Below are 18,927 nucleotides of genomic sequence, written 5' to 3' on the forward strand. Positions count from 1 at the left end.
AGTTGTCCTACTCTCCTATGAATTTAAATCGATCAAACGGCCAGTATATCACACTTGCTTTGCCAACAATCTGATCAATTGGTATTGGACCGAGTAACCTACTGTCTGTAGAGTTCGTTCGATTGTCACCAAGTACAAAAACATGCCCCTCTGGAACTGTGCCATAGTTACCCTTTATTACTTCCAAGGTGAAATCATTTGTTTCTATATCTACACGGGTATCAAGAAAGAACTCTTCTTCTATAGGCTCACCATCTATATATAAAATATTATCTTTATAAGCTACATGCTCACCAGGTAAGGCGATGACACGTTTAATAAAATCCTTTTGGTCATTGGCATGAAACACAACAACATCAAATCGTTCCGGTTCATCTATTTTGTAAAGAAATTTATTAACGATCATTTGATCTCGATCATGTAATGTTGGTTGCATGGAAGGACCGTCAACGATAATAGGTGTAAATAAGAAGGTTCTTACTAAAAAGGCTATACCAAATGCGATTAATAATGCTTTTAACCAATCAAACCACTCACTTTTCCCTTTAGCAGCCATATTCTAACCTCCGAAACCTTGCTCTTATAATTATATTATAATTTATCATGTAGCTATTATGTTTTCTTTTATGTAAAAAGGAGCTTGAATAAAATACCAAGCTCCTTTCCAAATGCATTCTTCGATTTCTATTCTTAGCGACGTTCTTTAATACGTGCTGCTTTTCCGCGTAGGTTACGAAGATAGTATAGTTTCGCACGACGTACAATACCACGACGTGTAACTTCGATTTTATCAAGACGAGGTGAATGTACTGGGAAAGTACGTTCAACACCTACACCATAAGAAATTTTTCTTACTGTAAATGTCTCGCTGATTCCACCGTTTTGACGTTTAATAACGACACCTTCGAAAACCTGGATACGTTCACGAGTTCCTTCTACAACTTTAACGTGAACTTTAACAGTATCTCCTGGGCGGAAATCAGGATGATCGTTACGAAGCTGATCTTTTGTGATTTCTTCGATTAATTTTTGCATCCTGCTTCACTCCTTCCAAACCAATGCTCATTATTCCCAATAGGTAACAGCGGAACATCGTTTATACGTACTTAATCGTAGTTAAGCACAATAAATAATATATCATAATACGAGCTAGACTTCAACAAATTATTTCAACATAAGTTTCAATACTACTAATAGAGAGTAACCAGAAAAGACTAAGGTTTTAAAAACCAATGATATTCCTATTTTATTTTACTCCGATTGCTTATCTACTAGTTTTTGTAGGATTTTATTATCTTCTTCGGACAGCGAATAATCATCTAATAAATCTTTACGACGTTCATAGGTTCTTTTTAATGATTGTTCTCTTCGCCACGATTCAATTTTAGCGTGATCGCCAGATGTGAGTACTTCAGGTACCTTCATACCTCTAAAGTCTGCTGGTCTAGTATAATGCGGATGCTCTAATAAGCCTGTTGAAAAAGAATCTTGTGGTGCCGATTCTTGATTACCAAGAACTTCAGGCAAAAGCCTTACGACACTATCAACTACAACCATAGCCCCTAACTCGCCACCTGTAAGTACAAAATCACCTATTGAAATTTCATCTGTTACTAAATGCTCGCGTATTCGTTCATCATATCCTTCATAATGACCACAAATAATAACCAAGTGATCCTCTTCAGCTAATTCCTCAGCCTTTTTTTGTGTATAGCGCTCGCCTTGCGGACACATTAATACTATTCTTGGTTTAGACTCTTTGTCCGCTGTAATTGCATCTACTGCATCAAAAATAGGCTGTGGTGACAACACCATACCAGCCCCTCCACCATAAGGATAATCATCTACTTTGTTGTGTTTGTTTTCTGTGAAATCTCTAAAGTTCACCAGATTAAAATGAAACTTATCTTTTTCTTGTGCTTTTTTCAAGATTGAAGTATTAAAAACACTTTCAATCATCTCAGGAAACAATGTTAGTATGTCTATTTGCATCAATCAAGCAATCCTTCCATTGGTTCGATAACGATTTTCTTTTCAGCAATATCAATATCTTTCACTACATCTTTAATATACGGAATTAATATATCTTTACCTTTTGGTTGTTTTATAACCCATACATCATTTGCTCCAGGAGCTAATATTTCTTTGACTTGGCCAATAGAATTCCCTTCATTAGTAAATACTTCACAACCAATAATCTCATGGTAATAGTATTCGTTTTCTTCTAATTCGGTAAGTTGAGATTCCAATATTTTTAACGTAGAGCCTTTAAAATGCTCGACTTCATTAATATTGTTCAAACCTTTAAAATGAAGTAAATCAAACCCTTTGTGAATCCGATGACCATCAATCTCTAATTCTCTTACAACTTGATTATTTGTAACAAGATATAAAACATTTCCAATTTCAAAGCGATCTTCAAAATCACTTACTCGAAGAATTTTAAGATCTCCCCGAATTCCATGCGTATTTATTATTTTTCCAACTGTGTACATTTTCTCATTCATATAATTTCACCTGCTAGTTATCAATTCGTACGACAACATCATCTTTAATAATGATGGCTGTAGTCTCCATAATCTCATTCCAATGCGTACCAACTTTTACCTCAACAAGAGCTTCAACTTCACTTTCAACAATTTCGCTTCCAATTTCTAGCATTTCCAATTGATCGATTTTAAACTCAATGAGTTTTATTTTTTCCTTACGCTTTTTTATTTCTTGTTGAAAGCGGTCGTGGAGATCTTGTTTTGACATCCCTTTTCTATTTTGCAATTTTCGTTGCTCAAATAATAGTTGTTGACACTCTTGTTCAAGTCGCATTTTGTGTTTAGTGAACTTTTCTCTCAATTTGTCTTTGCTTTTCTCGGTAATAACTTGCTTTATAACTACTTTTTTTATAATATTCACGTCTACCTCGCCTCAACCTTCCCTTTAATCAGTGCCCGTCGTATGTATTACACGAGTACACCTTCAAAAGTCTGTTAACTATAAATAAGGCTATAATTTCTCTGTGAATGTGTAAAAAGGGAAAGGTCTCCCTTTCCCTTTACATGATATCTAGATAGATTCGTTTATTAGCGTCTGACTTAGCTGCATAAACTACAGTACGAATCGCTTTTGCAATACGGCCATTTTTTCCAATCACCTTACCAACGTCATTTTGATTTACAGTAAGATGGTAGACAATTTTCGTGTCTTCTTCTCGCTCTGTCACAACAACGTCTTCTGGATAATCAACTAATGGTGCTACAATCGATTCAATAAGGGCTTTCATGATATCACACTACTTTACTTATTAGTTTTTTGTTCGTGGAATTTCTTCATGATGCCTTCTTTTGAGAATAAGTTACGTACTGTATCGCTTGGCTTAGCGCCTTTTGTCATCCAATCAAGTGCTTTTGCTTCATCTATTTTAACTTCAACTGGATCAACTACAGGATTATAAGTTCCAATTTGTTCAATAGAACGTCCGTCACGAGGAGAACGTGAATCAGCTACAACAATACGATAGAAAGGATTTCTTTTAGAACCCATACGTTTTAAACGAATTTTTACTGCCATTACTTGCACCTCCATTAATATGTTCTCACAAGAATTGATTGTATCAGAAAGTTTTTAGTCTGTAAAGTGTTTTTACATTACATCTTGTTTTTTATAGTTATTTAGCATTCTATCCTTATCCGCAGCCCGTATACACTTCGCTTTCCGTGGGCGGCTGGTGAGCCTCCTCAGAGCTATCGCTCTTGCGGGGTCTCACCGAAGCCTATCCTCCCACAGGAGTCTCCGTGTATACGGGCTGCTCAGAGCACTAAACTAGTTCATCTTACTAAATAGTAATACAGTATACAGAAAAACTAATTATCAAAAAGGATTAAAAGGCATTTTGAAGCCTTTTCCTTTTTTGCCTTTTTGCATGTTGGTCATTTGTTTCATCATTTTTTTCATTTCGTCGAATTGTTTTAGTAGGCGGTTGACTTGGGATACGGATGTTCCGGAACCTTTTGCAATCCTTTTCTTTCGACTTGCATTCATAACGCTTGGGTCTTGGCGTTCTTTTTTGGTCATTGATTGGATAATCGCCTCAACATGTACTAATTGCTTTTCATCAAATTGGACATTTTTTAGCCCTTTCATCTTATTAGCGCCTGGAATCATCCCTAATAAGTCTTCTAGTGGCCCCATTTTCTTAACTTGGCCCATCTGTTCTAGAAAATCATCGAAAGTAAAAGTTGCGTTACGCATTTTATCTTCTAATTCTTTTGCTTGATTTTCATCTACTGAAGCTTGAGCTTTTTCAATTAGTGTTAATACATCGCCCATTCCAAGAATTCGTGAAGCCATACGTTCTGGATGGAATGCCTCTAATTGATCAAGCTTTTCTCCCATACCAGCAAATTTAATTGATTTTCCTGTGACTGCCTTAATAGATAATGCAGCACCACCACGGGTATCACCATCAAGCTTTGTTAATACGACACCTGTAATGTCTAGTTGCTCATTAAAGCTTTCTGCAACATTAACAGCATCTTGACCTGTCATTGCATCAACCACAAGGAAGATCTCATCTGGATTCACTGTTGCTTTAATTTGCTCAAGTTCCTCCATTAAATCTGTATCAACATGTAGTCTACCAGCTGTATCAATAAGAACATAGTCATGATGTTCTTCTTTAGCCTTTTCAATTGCCTTCTTTGCAATATCTACTGGATTTGCCTCTGTCCCCATTGAGAACACTGGCATATCCAATTGTGAACCAAGTGTTTCTAATTGTTGAATTGCTGCAGGTCTATAAATATCACAAGCGACTAACAATGGAGAACGATTATGTTTCTTTCTTAATAGATTTGCAAGTTTACCTGTGGTAGTAGTTTTACCAGCACCTTGCAAACCAACCATCATAATTACCGTTGGTGGACGGTCACTTACAGCTATTTTGCTTTGTTCTCCACCCATTAGCTCGGTTAACTCTTCTTTTACAACCTTAATAACCTGTTGTCCAGGTGTTAGGCTTTCCATTACCTCTTGACCTACTGCACGTTCCTTAATACGCTTAATCAAATCTTTCACTACTTTGAAGTTAACATCCGCTTCCAGTAGTGCAAGGCGTATTTCACGGGTCATCTCTTTAACATCTTGTTCAGAGACTTTCCCTTTCCCTGTTATTCGCTTAATCGTACTTTGCAGACGGTCGGCGAGTCCCTCAAATGCCATGTAAGGTGTCCCCCTAATCTAATTCTTTTAATTGATTAATATATAAATGAAGCTGCTCATCTTCAAGAGTAGAAACATGCTTTTCTAGAAGTTGTACAAGCCGCATTCTTTTTTCGAACTTATCATATAAATGCAGTTTCTCTTCATAGGATTCTAACATTGTCTCTGTCCGCTTAATGTTGTCATATACAGCTTGACGCGAAACATTTGATTCCTCTGAAATTTCCCCCAACGAATAATCTTCAAGGTAGTACATTTCCATATAGCTACGTTGTTTGGGTGTAAGTAATGCTTGGTAAAAATCAAATAAATAATTCATTCTCGTCGTTTTATCTAGCATTGTATCACCCCTTGTTAAGTGAAAAACCTTTACAATTTATCTTATCGAACGATCTATCCTTTTGCAAGTAGAAGACTAACCTAATCTTCACTTGGTTCATCTAACATATCAGCAAATAATCCATACACAAATGCATTTGCATCGAACTTCTGTAAATCTTCCGCTTTCTCACCAAGACCAACAAATTTAACAGGTATGTTGAGTTCATGTCGAATAGCTAAAACAATACCACCTTTTGCCGTGCCATCTAGCTTCGTTAAAACAATTCCTGTAACATCGGTAGATTCTGAGAAAGTTTTTGCTTGGCTTAATGCATTTTGCCCGGTAGTTGCATCTAACACTAGCAATACTTCATGTGGCGCACCAGGGATTTCTCTCTCTATTACACGTTTCACCTTAGATAATTCATTCATTAGGTTTACTTTGTTTTGCAATCTACCAGCAGTATCACAAAGTAAAACATCCACTTTTCGAGATTTGGCCGCCTTGATTGCATCAAAGATAACAGCAGCAGGATCACTTCCTGCATTTTGCTTAACAACCTCTACTTCTGCACGTTCGCCCCAAACCTCCAATTGTTCAATGGCTCCCGCACGGAATGTATCACCAGCTGCAAGCATGACAGTCTTACCATCCGCTTTCAGTCGATGGGCTAGCTTACCGATAGAGGTTGTTTTACCAACACCATTAACCCCTACAACAAGGATGACTGTAAGGCCATCTTCTTGAATATTTAAAGTCTCAATCTCTTCATCATCGTCACCGTAATAAATATCAACTAATTTCTCTGAAATAACGTCTTTGACTTCTGCAGTATCTTTAATATTACGACGTTGGACCTCAAATTTTAATTCATCAATGAAATCCATAACGGTCATTACACCAACATCAGCAGAAATAAGAACTTCTTCCAGTTCTTCAAAGAAATCTTCATCTACTTTTCGATACCTTGCAATCAGATCATTAATCTTTCCCGAAAAGGATTTTCTTGTTTTTTCCATACCTTCTTTATATTTCGTGGAAACTTCTTCTTGATTGTCTTGTTTGAATTTACTTTTCAACTTTTGAAAAAAGCTCATAAATGTGCACTCCTTTAAGATTGAATAAGCTCTATTGTTTCTTCTAAACGGACGGATACAAGACGGGATACACCTGACTCCTGCATCGTTACTCCGTATAAAACATCAGCCTGTTCCATCGTACCTTGACGGTGTGTGATAACAATAAACTGTGTATTTTCACTATAATGCTTAACATATTTGGCAAAACGGACAACATTTGCATCGTCTAGAGCTGCTTCTACTTCATCTAAGACACAGAATGGTACTGGACGTACTCTTAAAATAGCAAAGAGTAATGCAATAGCAGTTAACGCACGCTCACCACCAGACAATAGTCCGAGGTTTTGTAATTTCTTACCTGGCGGCTGAGCAATAATATCAACTCCAGTATCTAATAAATTGCTCGGGTCAGTGAGCTTCAACTCAGCATGTCCCCCACCAAATAATTCTTTAAAGACGATTGCAAACTCATCTCTTATTTGACCAAAGGTTGTACTAAAGAGGTGCTCCATTTCTTCATCCATTTCTTTAATAACAGCAAATAATGTTTGCTTTGCTTCAACTAGGTCATTTCTTTGTTCTGTTAAGAATGTATAACGTTCAGCAATACGATCATATTCTTCAATTGCACCAAGGTTAACATTACCTAGACGGTCTATTCTTGATTTAATTTCAGCCACTTGATTTTTTGCTTCTGCTATATTCTCTACTTTACTGAATTCTTGTTGCGCACGTTCAAACGTAATCATGTACTCAGTCTGTAATATAGCCAAACGGTTTTCCAATTCTACATCCAGTCTATTTGCTTTTACTTCTTTTTGTTGTATTCTTTGCATTAAGGCTTGATGTTTCTTGTTTTCTTCTTTCAGTTCACGTTCTTCATCCTTCTGTTTTTGTGTTCTTTGCATTCTGTCCGAACGTAATCCTTGAATTGATGCAGTTATAGATTCTTTTTCTTCACTTTTTTCGGAAAGCTTCTCATTTATTTCTTCTTCTGTTTCATTTGACTGAGAGAGTTCTATCAATTCTTCTATCTCTTCCGTAACTTTTTCAAAGCGCTCCGTATGTTCCGATAGTCTATTTTTAAGCAGGTTAGTTTTATCTTGCTGACTTTTCACTCGTTCTTCCTGCTCCGCCAACTGAACCTGATATTGATGGAAATCACTTTGAAGCTGATCTTGGTTTTCTTTAAACTCTAGCTCTTGCTTCGAAAGGGAATCAATTTGAGATTGAAAATATTGTAACTTCTGCTCAATATCGTTTAATTCAAGTGTAAGCTCTTGATCACGTGCTTCAAGAATCTGTAGGTCACGTTCGTATTGTTTTTTATCTTGATCATACACAGATAGATTTTCCTGCAAGGAAGCAAGTTTCAATTCTAATTCTTTGTGATTTGACTTAGCTTCTTGTAAATGTAATTGCTCATCAACAATCTCTTGTTCAATTCCCACTAACTGATGCTCTAATGCCGTAATCTGTTGCTTTTGTTTTTGTACTTGTTGCTCAAATTCTTGTGCTTTTATTTGGTAGTCTTCCAGCTTTTCTGTTAGCTCTTGAAGATCTTTTTCTCTCGTAAACAAAGAAGAGTTAGCTTTCTTTTGAGCTCCCCCAGACATAGAACCACCTGGGTTTACAACGTCCCCTTCTAACGTAACTACTCGATATTTTCTCATGAGAAGTCTAGCAATATCATTGGCATCTTTTAATGTTTTCGCAATGACAACATGTCCCATTAAGTGATCGATTGCTTTTTGGAAGGGGGTATTCGTTGAAACTAACTTCCCTGCAATCCCGATGTAGCCAGGATGATTTTGTATCTGATTCAATACATCCACGGGAATGAATCTTGGTTGGATTGATCCTAATGGTAAGAAAGTTGCACGACCGCTATGAGTTTTCTTCAACCAGGATATCGCTTCTCTAGCAGACTCATCATTTTCAACTACTATATGTTGCGCTTGACCACCCAGTACGGTTTCTATAGCGGTGATATAAGGCTTAGGTACATCCATTAGCTCAATTACAGCACCATGGATTGCAGATAATTTACCATCTTCTCTCGCTTTTAATACTGCTTTAACTCCATGGAAGAATCCTTGAAAATCCTCTTTCATTTCTTCAAGCATTTCTTTCTTAGACTTCAGCTTCTCGATGTATTGATAGCCCTGATAAAGCTTAGTTTGAGACTCCTGATAATTATTACGCTTTAATTCTATATCCTTTTTTAATTGTTTAATGGATTCTTCTTTTTTACGATAGGTATTTTCATAATTATTAAGGGTTAAGGTTGCTTCTTGTAATTGCTTAGTATAGTTTTCTCTAAGTCCAATGACATCTTGGAATTTATCATCTTGTTTGTCTTTTTTACCATGAATTTGTTGAATTTGTTGTGCAATAGACTGTCTCTCATTCCGCTTAGCAGCCTGTTTATTTAGGAATTCAATGTACTCCGATTTGAGTTCTTCGATTTGCTCAACAAGACTGTCCTTATCCGTAGTTAGTTTAATCTTAAGCTCATCTACCAATTTCTTCGTATGTTGCTTTATTTCTTGAAGCTCAGTTAACGTAAATGTTTCCTTTGAAAGTTCTGCTTCTAAGGTTTGAATTTGTTCTTCTGCTTCGCGCTTTTGTGTCTCAAGCTTTTCCTTATTTTCCGCAAAGTGCTTTGTTCTTTCATGGAATACTTGTTTTCTGCCTTCATATTGCTCTAGCTGTTGAGTAGTAGAAAGCAAGCGTTCTTGTAATTCGTTGATTTTTTCATCCATACGGTTAATTTCTTCTCGCTCAGATGTTAGGCTCGCTTCTTTCTTTTGGATATGTGTTTTCAGGGCGACTTCATCCATCTTTTCAGAATCAATCTCTTTTAATAGCCCTTGCCATTCTTCATGTAACATTTCAATCTCTGTAATTAATAGAGATATTTCCTGTTGTTTAAGTAAATCCTTTTGCTTTAAGTATTCTTTTGCTGTCTCTGCTTGTGCTTTTAATGGATCTAACTGATTTTCTATTTCATAAATAATATCTTCTACACGATTCAAATTTTCTTGTGTTTCAGCAAGTTTATATTCTGCCTTTTTTTTACGTTGTTTATATTTCAACACGCCTGCAGCTTCTTCAAATATAGTACGTCTTTCTTCCGCTTTAGAGCTTAATATCTCTTCTACTTTACCTTGACTAATAATTGAAAATGCTTCTTTACCAAGCCCAGAATCAAGAAACAAATCTACAATATCCTTCAGGCGACATGATTGCTTATTGATATAAAATTCACTTTCACCAGAACGATAAACTCTTCTTGTCACACTAACTTCGTCATAATCAAGTGGTACAGCCTGGTCACTATTATCTAATACCAAAGTTACTTCAGCGACGTTTAAAGCTTTTCTCGAATCACTACCTTGGAAAATAATATCCTCCATCTTAGTACCACGTAACGATTTTGCAGACTGTTCTCCTAATACCCAACGAATAGCGTCAGTAATATTACTCTTCCCACTACCATTTGGGCCAACTACGGCAGTAACGCCAGGTACAAAGTCCACATGAATTCGCTCTGCAAAAGATTTAAAACCAACACTTTCTAAACGTTTTAAATACATAGACATTCTCCTAACGGAAACGAATCACTTTCTTTAAAAGTAAAAACGATTCCATTTTCCCTTTTTCTCTTTATTTATAGGCTTATATATTATCGCTGTTGTTACTGAATAATCGCTTCCCTCTAAAACAACAATCATAAAAATTGCCCTATTTTAAAAAAGTATTTTTCTTAATATGGATATTTATAACCACATAATTATTGGCTTTTTAATGCATTTATTTTATCATAAACATAGAAACAAAAGAAGAGTGGACCGAAATACCCACATTATTTTACTAAATAGAGGTGTATTATGAATCTAGAAAACCCTACTAAAGAAAATTTAGCGTACATATTAAATGACCTAGGTGAACGTATGTCTGTTGCTAATCGCTCCCTGCTAGATGTCGAGGACTATGATCTTTCCAAATACGAAGATATTAAGTTCATGTATGACATGGTTGTCCAAAAAGGTAGACTATCCGCATCTGAAATTCAGGCATTTATCCAAGAACTAAGACAGGTTAGAAAATAACAATTCTAATACAGATAGAGGTTGTCCTACAAGGGGCAACCTCTATTCTCTAATTTTCTATTTTATCAAGGGCATCTTTTGCTGCACGTTGTTCTGCTTCCTTTTTGGTCCGACCTATCCCGGAACCAAGCACTTCACTATTAATTAGTAACTCTGCAATAAACTCCTTATTATGTGAAGGACCTTTCTCATCTACTATTTTGTATTCAATGGTTTGATTTTTATCCTTTTGAACCACTTCTTGTAGCTTACTTTTATAATCCATCCCATGCGAAAAAGCACCTGTGTCTATTTTAGGAAATACATGTTTCTCTAAGAAATTTAACGCTGTATCAAAACCTTGATCTAAATATACAGCACCTAGAAACGCTTCAAAAACATCAGCTAATAATGCTGGTCGGTTTCTTCCACCTGTCATCTCTTCCCCTTTACCTAAAAGGATATGTTCACCAAAATTCAAGCTACGTGCAAAAGCTTCTAATGAAGGTTCACAAACGATTGCTGCACGTAACTTAGTCATTTCTCCTTCTGGCATACTTGGGTATTTACGATATAAATACTGAGAGACTCCTAATTCTAATACTGCATCCCCTAAAAATTCTAGTCTTTCATTATCAGAAAAATGAACGTTACGATGCTCATTCACATAAGATGAATGTGTAAATGCTTGTCTTATAACATCAATATTATGAAATGGAATACTAAGCATTTCTTCTAATTTTCTTCGATCCATAAATTCTTGCCACCTCTTGTTGATATATGGAAAAGTCTCGCATCTAGCGAGACCCTCCTTAAGTAACCTTATATTAACCCTGTAAATTATTTATGTAATTTACAGCATCACCAACAGTGTTAATTTTTTCTGCTTCTTCATCAGCAATTTCCATGTCGAATTCATCCTCAAGTTCCATGACTAATTCAACAACGTCTAATGAATCTGCTTCTAAATCATCTTTGAAAGATGCTTCCATTGTTACTTTAGCTTCTTCAACATCAAGTTTATCTACAATAATTTCTTTTACGCGATCAAAAACGTCTGCCATACCACTTCACCTCCCTTCAAAGAATAAAATATATTACATTACCATTCCGCCGTCAATATGAATAGTTTGTCCAGTAATATAATTAGCATCATCTGAAGCCAGGAAACGAACTACTTTAGCTACATCTTCAGGCTGACCTAATTTAGCTAGTGGAATAAGGCTTAACATTCCCTCTTTTTGCTCATCGGTTAATTCATCCGTCATATCTGTTGAAATAAACCCAGGAGCTACTGCATTAACTAAAATATTACGAGTCGCAAGTTCTTTTGCAGTAGTTTTTGTAAGTCCTATTACACCCGCTTTAGCCGCAACATAATTAGCCTGCCCAGGGTTTCCACTAACGCCAACTATAGAAGCAACGTTTATTATTCTACCAGAACGCTGTTTCATCATTTGCCGTGTAACGGCTTTCGTACAAACAAATACTCCTTTTAAATTCGTATTAATAACTTGGTCAAATTCAGATTCTTTCATTCTCATTAGTAAATTATCACGAGTGATACCAGCGTTATTCACTAAAATATCAACACTGCCAAACGTATCAATTGTTGCTTTTACCATTTCTTTTACTTGATCTTCATTAGCGACATCCGACTGGAATTTAACTGCTTTAACACCAAGCTTCTCAATTTCTTCTACTACCCCTTGGGCCTTAGCTTCACTACCAGCATAGTTTACCACAACATTTGCACCTTTTGCAGCAAGTTCTAAGCAAATTGCTCGACCAATCCCTCTAGAACCACCAGTAACAATTGCCGTTTTACCACTTAACATTACGCTTCACCTCTATACCATTTAATGAATTCGTTCATGGATGCCTGGTCTTGGACTGAAAAAATAGTTGCTTTACGATCGATTTTCTTTACTAAACCACTTAGCACTTTTCCATTTCCCACTTCAACAAAAGCATCAATTCCCTCCTCCATCATATGGCGGATAGATTCTTCAAATCGAACTGGTGAATAAAGCTGTTTTAAAAGTAATTCTTTGATATCTTCTTGATTTTTAACTTGTTTTGCTGTCACATTTGCGTATACCGGAACTGCTGCATCTTGAATATTTACCTGTTCCAAATACGTAGAAAAATCATTGTTGGCTGCTTTCATCAACCTAGAATGAAATGGCCCACTTACATTTAATGGAATAACTCTTTTCGCACCACGTTCTTTGAGAAGAACGCTAGCTTTTTCTACTCCAGCTACCGATCCCGAAATAACAATTTGACCTGGGCAGTTGATATTAGCTATATCAACTATTTCATCAGATATGGATTCAACCACCTCTTGAGTGACATCAGTAGACAACCCTAATACAGCCGCCATAGTACCTTGCCCTTTTGGAAATGCTTCTTCCATTAGTCGACCACGTGTTGCCACTAAAGGAAGTGCCTGCTCTAGTGATATAGATTGGGCAGCAACCAGGGCACTATATTCTCCTAGACTATGACCTACTACCATTGTTGGCAGTACATTTTCTTCAGTAAGTAAACTATATAAAGCTATACTAGAAAGCAGTAAAGCTGGCTGGGCATTTTCTGTTTCAGTAAGGGTTTCAGGAGGACCTTCAAACATTATTTTTCTTAAATCTTTCCCTATAGCTTTGTTAGCCTTCGCATACATTTCTTCTATACTCGGATTACTATTATGAATTTCCTCACCCATGCCTACTGTCTGTGATCCTTGTCCAGGAAACATAAATGCAATTTTTTTCATCAATTCTCCTCCTCACCTGTTTGCATCGACTCCACAGTTTCTTTTATGGTCTCTGTAACGCGATGTTCTACCATGTGACAGGTTTGTTTAATTGCACTATATATTGCACGGCGGTTAGAAGAGCCATGCGCTTTAATAACAGGTGCAGCCAAGCCGAATAAAGCAGCTCCTCCATATTCGGAATAATCTAGCTTATCTTTTAACCCTTTTAAATCACTTTTGATCATTCCAGCTGCTAGCTTAGTTTTTAAGGAGGACATAAAGGTATCCTTAATCATGGAAAATAGAGCTGATGCAGTACCTTCAACAGTCTTTAAGGCTATGTTTCCACTAAACCCATCCGTAACCACAACATCGGCTACACCTTGCAATAAATCCCTGGCCTCCACATTACCTACAAAATTAATTGGAGCCTTTTTCATTAAATCAAAGGCATTCTTCGTTAATTCATTACCTTTTCCGTCTTCTGTACCAACATTTAATAATCCTATTCTTGGATTATTAATAGAACGAACCTTTTCAGCGTAGACTGACCCCATTATGGCGTATTGTAATAGGTGGTTTGGTTTCGCATCTACATTCGCTCCAACATCTAACATTAGAAATCCTTTTCCGTCAACAGTAGGAAGAGTTGGACTAAGCGCAGGACGATCGATACCTGGTATTCTCCCAACAACAAATAAACCTGCACTCATTAAGGCACCAGTATTTCCGGCAGATATGCAAGCATCTGCTCTACCTTCTTTAACCTCGTCTGCCATCATAACCATGGATGAATTCTTCTTACGACGTACAGCCCTTACTGGTTCATCTTCACTAGTTATTACTTCATCAGCATGAATGATTGTAATTCTCTCTGAATTTGTTAGGTGCTGTTTGATTTGTTCTTGATCACCAACAAGTGTTATATGTAACTCTTGAAACTCTTTAACGGCATCCATCGCACCTAATACAATTTCCTTCGGTGCATGGTCGCCTCCCATAGCATCAATTGCAATTCTCATTCATTATTCTCCTTTTTCTCAGTTGAGCGATACATGTGAAATTCCCCTGAAAAAACTTTTTCACTATCTACAAAACTATCAACTTGAACTAATGTAAGTCCTTTTTCATTGATTCCTTCAACAAAAGCCTTTGCTACAACTCGTTCCCCTTGACGAACCTGTCTTTTAAAGTTCAGTACTGATTTGGCTGTTAAAGCTAATTCATCGTTTATAACAGCAACTGCAAGTGAATTGGCTTGAGCAAATAAATGATGACCACGGGCAATATTATTTCTAGTAAAGACATGCTCCTTTCCAATATCTAGTATTGAAATGGCCCGTTTATCCAATTCTAAATCAATAATCTCTCCGATAACATCTTCCAACGGTAATGACTTTACGGTTTCATTCCATTGATGATTCGCAACAGATTTAATTCTCTCACGTAGTTCTGGAATAGATAATTCCATACGATCAAGTCGTATCGTTTGTATGCTAACATTAAATTTATTAGCTAATTCCTCATCTGTTATAAAAGGAGTTTCTTCAATCGTTTCCCTTAGTTTCTCTTGTCTTTTTACTTTAGGTATCCTCATAAAGCACCGTCCACTTATAATTATTTTCGATAATAACTGTTGCTATTATGACTTGGTACTAATAGTAATATATATTACTATATTGAATTATGCAAGTATGAATTAGTCAAGAACGGTGTCAAAAACGCCTTCATTTTCTAAGAAAATCCTCAACTTCTCGTACTTTACATCATTCTCAAGTAAATCTAATTCAATGATTTCCTGAGCATCATTTCTTGCTGTTTCCAGTGCTCGGTAATCATGTATCATATCGGCAACTTTGAAGTCAGGTAGTCCGCTTTGCTTCGTACCAAAAAAGTCACCAGGTCCACGCAGTTTTAAGTCCTGTTCAGAAAGTTCGAACCCATTGTTAGTTTCAGTCATTATTCGCATTCGCTCTTTTCCTGTCTCGCTTTTAGGGTCAGCAATTAAAATACAAAAACTCTGCTTATCCCCCCTACCAACTCTTCCTCTCAATTGGTGTAGCTGTGACAATCCAAAGCGTTCGGCATCATAGATGACCATAATGGTTGCGTTAGGGACATTTACACCTACCTCAACTACGGTGGTAGAAACAAGCACTTGAACATCATTAGCCGCGAACTGTTTCATTACTTGTTCTTTTTCATCCGCAGGTAATCTTCCATGCATTAATCCCACATTAATAGTAGATGAATAATATTCAACTAACTGATTATATAGATCAACTGCATCTTGGATATCTAGCTTTTCGGACTCTTCGATTAGAGGACAAATGATATACGCCTGCTCCCCATTATTTACGTGCTTTTCAATGAAACCAAGTACCCGATCAAACGTGTTAGCTTTTGTCCAATACGTTTCAATTTCCTTTCTGCCAGCTGGCATTTCATCAATAACAGAGACATCCATATCACCAAACGCAGTAATTGCTAAGGTCCTTGGTATTGGTGTTGCTGTCATAAACAAAACATCCGGATGCAACCCTTTATTAGATAATGTCCGTCTTTGTTCTACACCGAAGCGATGCTGTTCATCCACAACAACCAATCCTAGGGTTTTAAAATGTACATCATCTTGAATTAAGGCATGGGTTCCAACAAGTATATGGATATTATGGTTCTCCAAGTCTGATAAGATTTCTTTTCTCTTTTTCCCTTTGATAGAGCCCGTTAATAGTTCAACCCTTGCTAACTCGCCAAACATTTCCTTTAATGATTGATAGTGCTGTTCAGCGAGAATTTCTGTAGGAACCATCAATGCTCCCTGCTTATTAGCTGTAATAGTTGCATAAAGACCAATAGCAGCAACAGCTGTCTTCCCAGACCCTACATCTCCTTGTAGCAATCTATTCATACGATATGGAGACTTCATATCGGCTAATATCTGCCTGAGGGATTTATTTTGAGCATTTGTCAAAGCATAAGGAAATTGACTGATAAAACGCTGTATCTTTGACTCATCAAAGTCTTGAACATTACCTGTGGTAGCCTCACGGCGTCTCTTTCGTAAGATTTGAATTTTCAACTGAAATAATAAAAATTCTTCATAGGTGAATCTTCTTCGAGCATGTTTTAAAGCAATTCGACTTGCTGGAAAATGCATTGTTTTAATAGCATCCTTACGACTAGGAATCTTATAAGTTGTCAACAAATCTTGTGGTAAAATTTCCTCCATTTGATTTCCATAATCCTGAATTGCTTGTTGGATTGCCTTTTTTAGACGATAAGTCGTCACATCTCCTCTAACGGAGTATATAGGCTGTATATCAGAGGATTTTTCCATGGAGCCCTTTTGATAATTGCTAACTGTTATTTGTAAGCGATGTGCATCCCATTTACCGGTTAGTGTAATTACATCATCTATTTGGATCTGTTTTTTAGCAAATGCCCTATTAAACATCACTACTTTGACAGCAATATTTTCAACCTCAACATTGAAGGAAAGTCGGGATTTTTTTCTACCAAAAAAGGAAAGAGAAGGGGCACTAATTACCCTTCCCTCAATCGTAACTTTATCCTCATGAATCAATTCACTTAGAGGTAGTATTTCTAAAACATCATATCTAGAAGGAAAGTGTAGTAAAAGATCTTCTACGGTATGAATATTTAACGTTTGAAGATCCTCTGCAAATTTTTCTCCTATACCTTTTATATCTGATACTGAATAATCTAGCATCATCGATCACTCTTTCTACTGACTTGTTACATTCCTATTTGCCAAAAATCTTTTCTTTTAATAGTCTTCCTGTTGGGGTATCTGCTAGCCCACCTTCACCTGTTTCGCGCAAAGAACTTGGCATTTGTCTACCAATTCGATACATTGCACCAATAACTTCATCACATGGTATACGACTAGTTACACCAGCCAAAGCTAGGTCTGCTGAAACGATTGCTAAGGAAGAACCTGCTGCGTTACGCTTGACACATGGAACTTCAACTAGTCCTGCTACAGGGTCACAGACAAGCCCTAACATATTTTTCAACGTTATAGCAAATGCTTCTGAACATTGTTGTGGTGATCCGCCTGCCATTTCTACTATAGCAGCGGCTGCCATTGCACCAGCTGAACCAACTTCTGCTTGGCAACCTCCTGCTGCACCAGAAATAAAAGCATTATTAGCTACAACTAGACCAAAAGCTCCCGAGGTGAATAAATATCGAATCATTTGTTCACGGGTTGGGTTTAATTGTTCCTTAACTGCAAATAATGTACCAGGTACACATCCAGCACTCCCTGCAGTAGGTGTCGCACAAATAACTCCCATCGCAGCATTTACTTCATTTGTTCCCATCGCCTTACTAACGGCGTCAAGCATCAAATGTCCGGATAATGGTTTCTTTTCTTTCATATATTGTTGAATTTTAACAGCGTCCCCACCGGTTAAACCAGTTACAGAATGAACACCTTTCAGACTATCTTCAATTGCTTTTTCCATAACTTGCAGATTTTTTTCCATTTCTGCAAATACTTCATCACGCGATTTATTTTTAACATCCATTTCTTGTCGAATCATTACTTCGGAGATTAGGATATCTTCCTTCTCTGCAATCTCTACTAATTCCGCAACTGTTCGGAACATCGTTATTCTCCCCTTTAGCTAACAATTTTAGCAATTTGAATAATATGATCAGCCTTTTCCAATTCTAGTAATATATCATCTTCAATATTTTGATCCACTTCAATTACCATTAATGCTTCTTTTCCTACATCTTTACGGTTAACTTCCATATGTCCGATGTTTATCTCGTGCTTAGCCAGTATTTTCGTTACGGATGCAATTGCACCAAATCTATCATTATGCATAATTAGAATGGCCGGGTGGTTACCAGAAAGTCTTAGTTCAAAACCGTTTAATTCTGTAATTTCCACTTTCCCACCACCAATGGAAATACCGACAATCTCCAATTGGTCGGAGTCATCCCCAATAACAAGTCGTACAGTATTAGGATGATCTGTCTTTGCACTATCTTCAATAAAGTCGATTTTCAAGTCTTTTTCTTTAGCTAATTTTAACGCCTTGCTCATACGTGTGTCATCTGTTTCAAATCCTAACAGTCCGCCAGCTAAAGCGAAATCTGTACCATGACCTTGATAAGTTTTAGCAAACGAACCATACAAATGAATTTTGGCCCATTTGGGTTCTCTTCCGAATAAATTACGAGCAGCGAGCCCTATACGAGCAGCTCCTGCAGTATGTGAACTGGATGGACCAACCATTACTGGACCAATAATATCAAAAACAGAATTATATTTCATTTACTGACACCGCCTTCATTACCTTATGAATTTTCGCACCTATTGTAAATTATATCAAAAACTATTATAATAATCATTTGTGGATTATAGATTTTTAGATTTAAATTGATTATTTATTTAATCGGGTGGGAGAGGGATAAGTAAAA

General features: G+C 36.8%; 21 protein-coding genes. 1 reads left to right on the plus strand and 20 read right to left on the minus strand.

What is annotated here, in order from left to right:
- Positions 1 to 7 precede the first annotated feature (7 nt).
- The 11 genes from lepB to smc all read right to left on the minus strand — a co-directional run bounded on the left by lepB (position 8) and on the right by smc (position 10,214).
- On the minus strand, positions 8 to 556 hold the full coding sequence (gene lepB / locus TE34_RS11175) for a signal peptidase I (protein WP_047984900.1): 549 nt from the start codon (positions 554 to 556) through the stop codon (positions 8 to 10).
- Between the two features lie 134 nt (positions 557 to 690).
- Complete coding sequence (rplS, locus tag TE34_RS11180; protein WP_047984901.1) at positions 691 to 1,035, minus strand: 50S ribosomal protein L19; 345 nt, start codon at positions 1,033 to 1,035, stop codon at positions 691 to 693.
- Positions 1,036 to 1,251: 216 nt separating this feature from the next.
- The gene (gene trmD / locus TE34_RS11185; protein ID WP_047984902.1) at positions 1,252 to 1,992 is read right to left on the minus strand and encodes a tRNA (guanosine(37)-N1)-methyltransferase TrmD; all 741 of its coding nucleotides are present in this window, start codon (positions 1,990 to 1,992) and stop codon (positions 1,252 to 1,254) included.
- On the minus strand, positions 1,992 to 2,507 hold the full coding sequence (gene rimM / locus TE34_RS11190; protein ID WP_047984903.1) for a ribosome maturation factor RimM: 516 nt from the start codon (positions 2,505 to 2,507) through the stop codon (positions 1,992 to 1,994). The genes trmD and rimM overlap by 1 nt, the downstream gene beginning before the upstream one ends.
- Before the next feature lie 13 nt (positions 2,508 to 2,520).
- The gene (locus TE34_RS11195) at positions 2,521 to 2,910 is read right to left on the minus strand and encodes a YlqD family protein (RefSeq protein WP_047984904.1); all 390 of its coding nucleotides are present in this window, start codon (positions 2,908 to 2,910) and stop codon (positions 2,521 to 2,523) included.
- Positions 2,911 to 3,049: 139 nt separating this feature from the next.
- Complete coding sequence (locus tag TE34_RS11200) at positions 3,050 to 3,277, minus strand: KH domain-containing protein (RefSeq protein WP_047984905.1); 228 nt, start codon at positions 3,275 to 3,277, stop codon at positions 3,050 to 3,052.
- 14 nt (positions 3,278 to 3,291) lie between these two features.
- Positions 3,292 to 3,564: a 30S ribosomal protein S16 gene (gene rpsP, locus TE34_RS11205; protein WP_026906094.1), complete on the minus strand. Its 273-nt coding sequence runs from the start codon at positions 3,562 to 3,564 to the stop codon at positions 3,292 to 3,294.
- 300 nt (positions 3,565 to 3,864) lie between these two features.
- A complete protein-coding gene (ffh, locus tag TE34_RS11210) occupies positions 3,865 to 5,214 on the minus strand; it encodes a signal recognition particle protein (protein ID WP_047984906.1) in 1,350 nt (449 codons plus the stop codon).
- Positions 5,215 to 5,227: 13 nt separating this feature from the next.
- Positions 5,228 to 5,554 (minus strand): putative DNA-binding protein, encoded by a 327-nt coding sequence (locus tag TE34_RS11215; RefSeq protein ID WP_047984907.1) that lies wholly within the window; start codon positions 5,552 to 5,554, stop codon positions 5,228 to 5,230.
- Between the two features lie 80 nt (positions 5,555 to 5,634).
- Positions 5,635 to 6,633, minus strand: coding sequence for a signal recognition particle-docking protein FtsY (gene ftsY / locus TE34_RS11220; RefSeq protein ID WP_047984908.1), 999 nt, complete (start codon positions 6,631 to 6,633; stop codon positions 5,635 to 5,637).
- 14 nt (positions 6,634 to 6,647) lie between these two features.
- A complete protein-coding gene (smc, locus tag TE34_RS11225) occupies positions 6,648 to 10,214 on the minus strand; it encodes a chromosome segregation protein SMC (RefSeq protein WP_047984909.1) in 3,567 nt (1,188 codons plus the stop codon).
- Positions 10,215 to 10,508: 294 nt separating this feature from the next.
- On the opposite strand from smc, the gene TE34_RS11230 reads away from it, so the two are divergent.
- Positions 10,509 to 10,730 carry a DUF1128 domain-containing protein gene (locus TE34_RS11230; protein WP_047984910.1) on the plus strand — a complete coding sequence of 74 codons (222 nt, stop codon included), beginning with the start codon at positions 10,509 to 10,511 and terminating at the stop codon, positions 10,728 to 10,730.
- A 49-nt stretch (positions 10,731 to 10,779) separates the two neighbouring features.
- Here TE34_RS11230 and rnc read toward each other — a convergent pair whose 3' ends face one another.
- The 9 genes from rnc to sdaAB form a co-directional block, all read right to left on the minus strand.
- Positions 10,780 to 11,463 (minus strand): ribonuclease III, encoded by a 684-nt coding sequence (gene rnc, locus TE34_RS11235; protein WP_047984911.1) that lies wholly within the window; start codon positions 11,461 to 11,463, stop codon positions 10,780 to 10,782.
- A 73-nt stretch (positions 11,464 to 11,536) separates the two neighbouring features.
- Complete coding sequence (acpP, locus tag TE34_RS11240) at positions 11,537 to 11,773, minus strand: acyl carrier protein (RefSeq protein WP_047984912.1); 237 nt, start codon at positions 11,771 to 11,773, stop codon at positions 11,537 to 11,539.
- Positions 11,774 to 11,806: 33 nt separating this feature from the next.
- Positions 11,807 to 12,547 carry a 3-oxoacyl-[acyl-carrier-protein] reductase gene (gene fabG, locus TE34_RS11245; RefSeq protein WP_047984913.1) on the minus strand — a complete coding sequence of 247 codons (741 nt, stop codon included), beginning with the start codon at positions 12,545 to 12,547 and terminating at the stop codon, positions 11,807 to 11,809.
- Entirely contained in the window at positions 12,547 to 13,485 is a 939-nt protein-coding gene (gene fabD / locus TE34_RS11250; protein ID WP_047984914.1) for an ACP S-malonyltransferase, read from the minus strand. Before fabD ends, fabG begins: the two co-directional genes overlap by 1 nt.
- Positions 13,485 to 14,489, minus strand: a complete 1,005-nt coding sequence (gene plsX, locus TE34_RS11255) for a phosphate acyltransferase PlsX (RefSeq protein ID WP_047984915.1) — start codon at positions 14,487 to 14,489, stop codon at positions 13,485 to 13,487. Before plsX ends, fabD begins: the two co-directional genes overlap by 1 nt.
- Positions 14,486 to 15,064: a transcription factor FapR gene (gene fapR, locus TE34_RS11260; protein ID WP_047984916.1), complete on the minus strand. Its 579-nt coding sequence runs from the start codon at positions 15,062 to 15,064 to the stop codon at positions 14,486 to 14,488. Before fapR ends, plsX begins: the two co-directional genes overlap by 4 nt.
- A gap of 102 nt (positions 15,065 to 15,166) precedes the next feature.
- Positions 15,167 to 17,200: an ATP-dependent DNA helicase RecG gene (gene recG, locus TE34_RS11265; protein ID WP_047984917.1), complete on the minus strand. Its 2,034-nt coding sequence runs from the start codon at positions 17,198 to 17,200 to the stop codon at positions 15,167 to 15,169.
- A 34-nt stretch (positions 17,201 to 17,234) separates the two neighbouring features.
- Positions 17,235 to 18,104: an L-serine ammonia-lyase, iron-sulfur-dependent, subunit alpha gene (gene sdaAA, locus TE34_RS11270; RefSeq protein WP_047984918.1), complete on the minus strand. Its 870-nt coding sequence runs from the start codon at positions 18,102 to 18,104 to the stop codon at positions 17,235 to 17,237.
- Positions 18,105 to 18,118: 14 nt separating this feature from the next.
- Positions 18,119 to 18,781, minus strand: coding sequence for an L-serine ammonia-lyase, iron-sulfur-dependent subunit beta (sdaAB, locus tag TE34_RS11275; RefSeq protein WP_047984919.1), 663 nt, complete (start codon positions 18,779 to 18,781; stop codon positions 18,119 to 18,121).
- Between the last annotated feature and the right edge of the window lie 146 nt (positions 18,782 to 18,927).

Source organism: Ornithinibacillus californiensis, assembly GCF_001038485.1.
Classification (GTDB): Bacteria; Bacillota; Bacilli; order Bacillales; family Amphibacillaceae; genus Ornithinibacillus; species Ornithinibacillus californiensis.

Excerpts from the sequence above, each read along its gene's own strand:
- lepB (WP_047984900.1), bottom strand. The coding sequence starts at position 556 with ATGGCTGCTAAAGGGAAAAGTGAGTGGTTTGATTGGTTAAAAGCATTA.
- rplS (WP_047984901.1), bottom strand. The coding sequence starts at position 1,035 with ATGCAAAAATTAATCGAAGAAATCACAAAAGATCAGCTTCGTAACGAT.
- trmD (WP_047984902.1), bottom strand. The coding sequence starts at position 1,992 with ATGCAAATAGACATACTAACATTGTTTCCTGAGATGATTGAAAGTGTT.
- rimM (WP_047984903.1), bottom strand. The coding sequence starts at position 2,507 with ATGAATGAGAAAATGTACACAGTTGGAAAAATAATAAATACGCATGGA.
- TE34_RS11200 (WP_047984905.1), bottom strand. The coding sequence starts at position 3,277 with ATGAAAGCCCTTATTGAATCGATTGTAGCACCATTAGTTGATTATCCA.
- rpsP (WP_026906094.1), bottom strand. The coding sequence starts at position 3,564 with ATGGCAGTAAAAATTCGTTTAAAACGTATGGGTTCTAAAAGAAATCCT.
- ffh (WP_047984906.1), bottom strand. The coding sequence starts at position 5,214 with ATGGCATTTGAGGGACTCGCCGACCGTCTGCAAAGTACGATTAAGCGA.
- TE34_RS11215 (WP_047984907.1), bottom strand. The coding sequence starts at position 5,554 with ATGCTAGATAAAACGACGAGAATGAATTATTTATTTGATTTTTACCAA.
- ftsY (WP_047984908.1), bottom strand. The coding sequence starts at position 6,633 with ATGAGCTTTTTTCAAAAGTTGAAAAGTAAATTCAAACAAGACAATCAA.
- smc (WP_047984909.1), bottom strand. The coding sequence starts at position 10,214 with ATGTATTTAAAACGTTTAGAAAGTGTTGGTTTTAAATCTTTTGCAGAG.
- TE34_RS11230 (WP_047984910.1), top strand. The coding sequence starts at position 10,509 with ATGAATCTAGAAAACCCTACTAAAGAAAATTTAGCGTACATATTAAAT.
- rnc (WP_047984911.1), bottom strand. The coding sequence starts at position 11,463 with ATGGATCGAAGAAAATTAGAAGAAATGCTTAGTATTCCATTTCATAAT.
- acpP (WP_047984912.1), bottom strand. The coding sequence starts at position 11,773 with ATGGCAGACGTTTTTGATCGCGTAAAAGAAATTATTGTAGATAAACTT.
- fabG (WP_047984913.1), bottom strand. The coding sequence starts at position 12,547 with ATGTTAAGTGGTAAAACGGCAATTGTTACTGGTGGTTCTAGAGGGATT.
- fabD (WP_047984914.1), bottom strand. The coding sequence starts at position 13,485 with ATGAAAAAAATTGCATTTATGTTTCCTGGACAAGGATCACAGACAGTA.
- plsX (WP_047984915.1), bottom strand. The coding sequence starts at position 14,489 with ATGAGAATTGCAATTGATGCTATGGGAGGCGACCATGCACCGAAGGAA.
- fapR (WP_047984916.1), bottom strand. The coding sequence starts at position 15,064 with ATGAGGATACCTAAAGTAAAAAGACAAGAGAAACTAAGGGAAACGATT.
- recG (WP_047984917.1), bottom strand. The coding sequence starts at position 17,200 with ATGCTAGATTATTCAGTATCAGATATAAAAGGTATAGGAGAAAAATTT.
- sdaAA (WP_047984918.1), bottom strand. The coding sequence starts at position 18,104 with ATGTTCCGAACAGTTGCGGAATTAGTAGAGATTGCAGAGAAGGAAGAT.
- sdaAB (WP_047984919.1), bottom strand. The coding sequence starts at position 18,781 with ATGAAATATAATTCTGTTTTTGATATTATTGGTCCAGTAATGGTTGGT.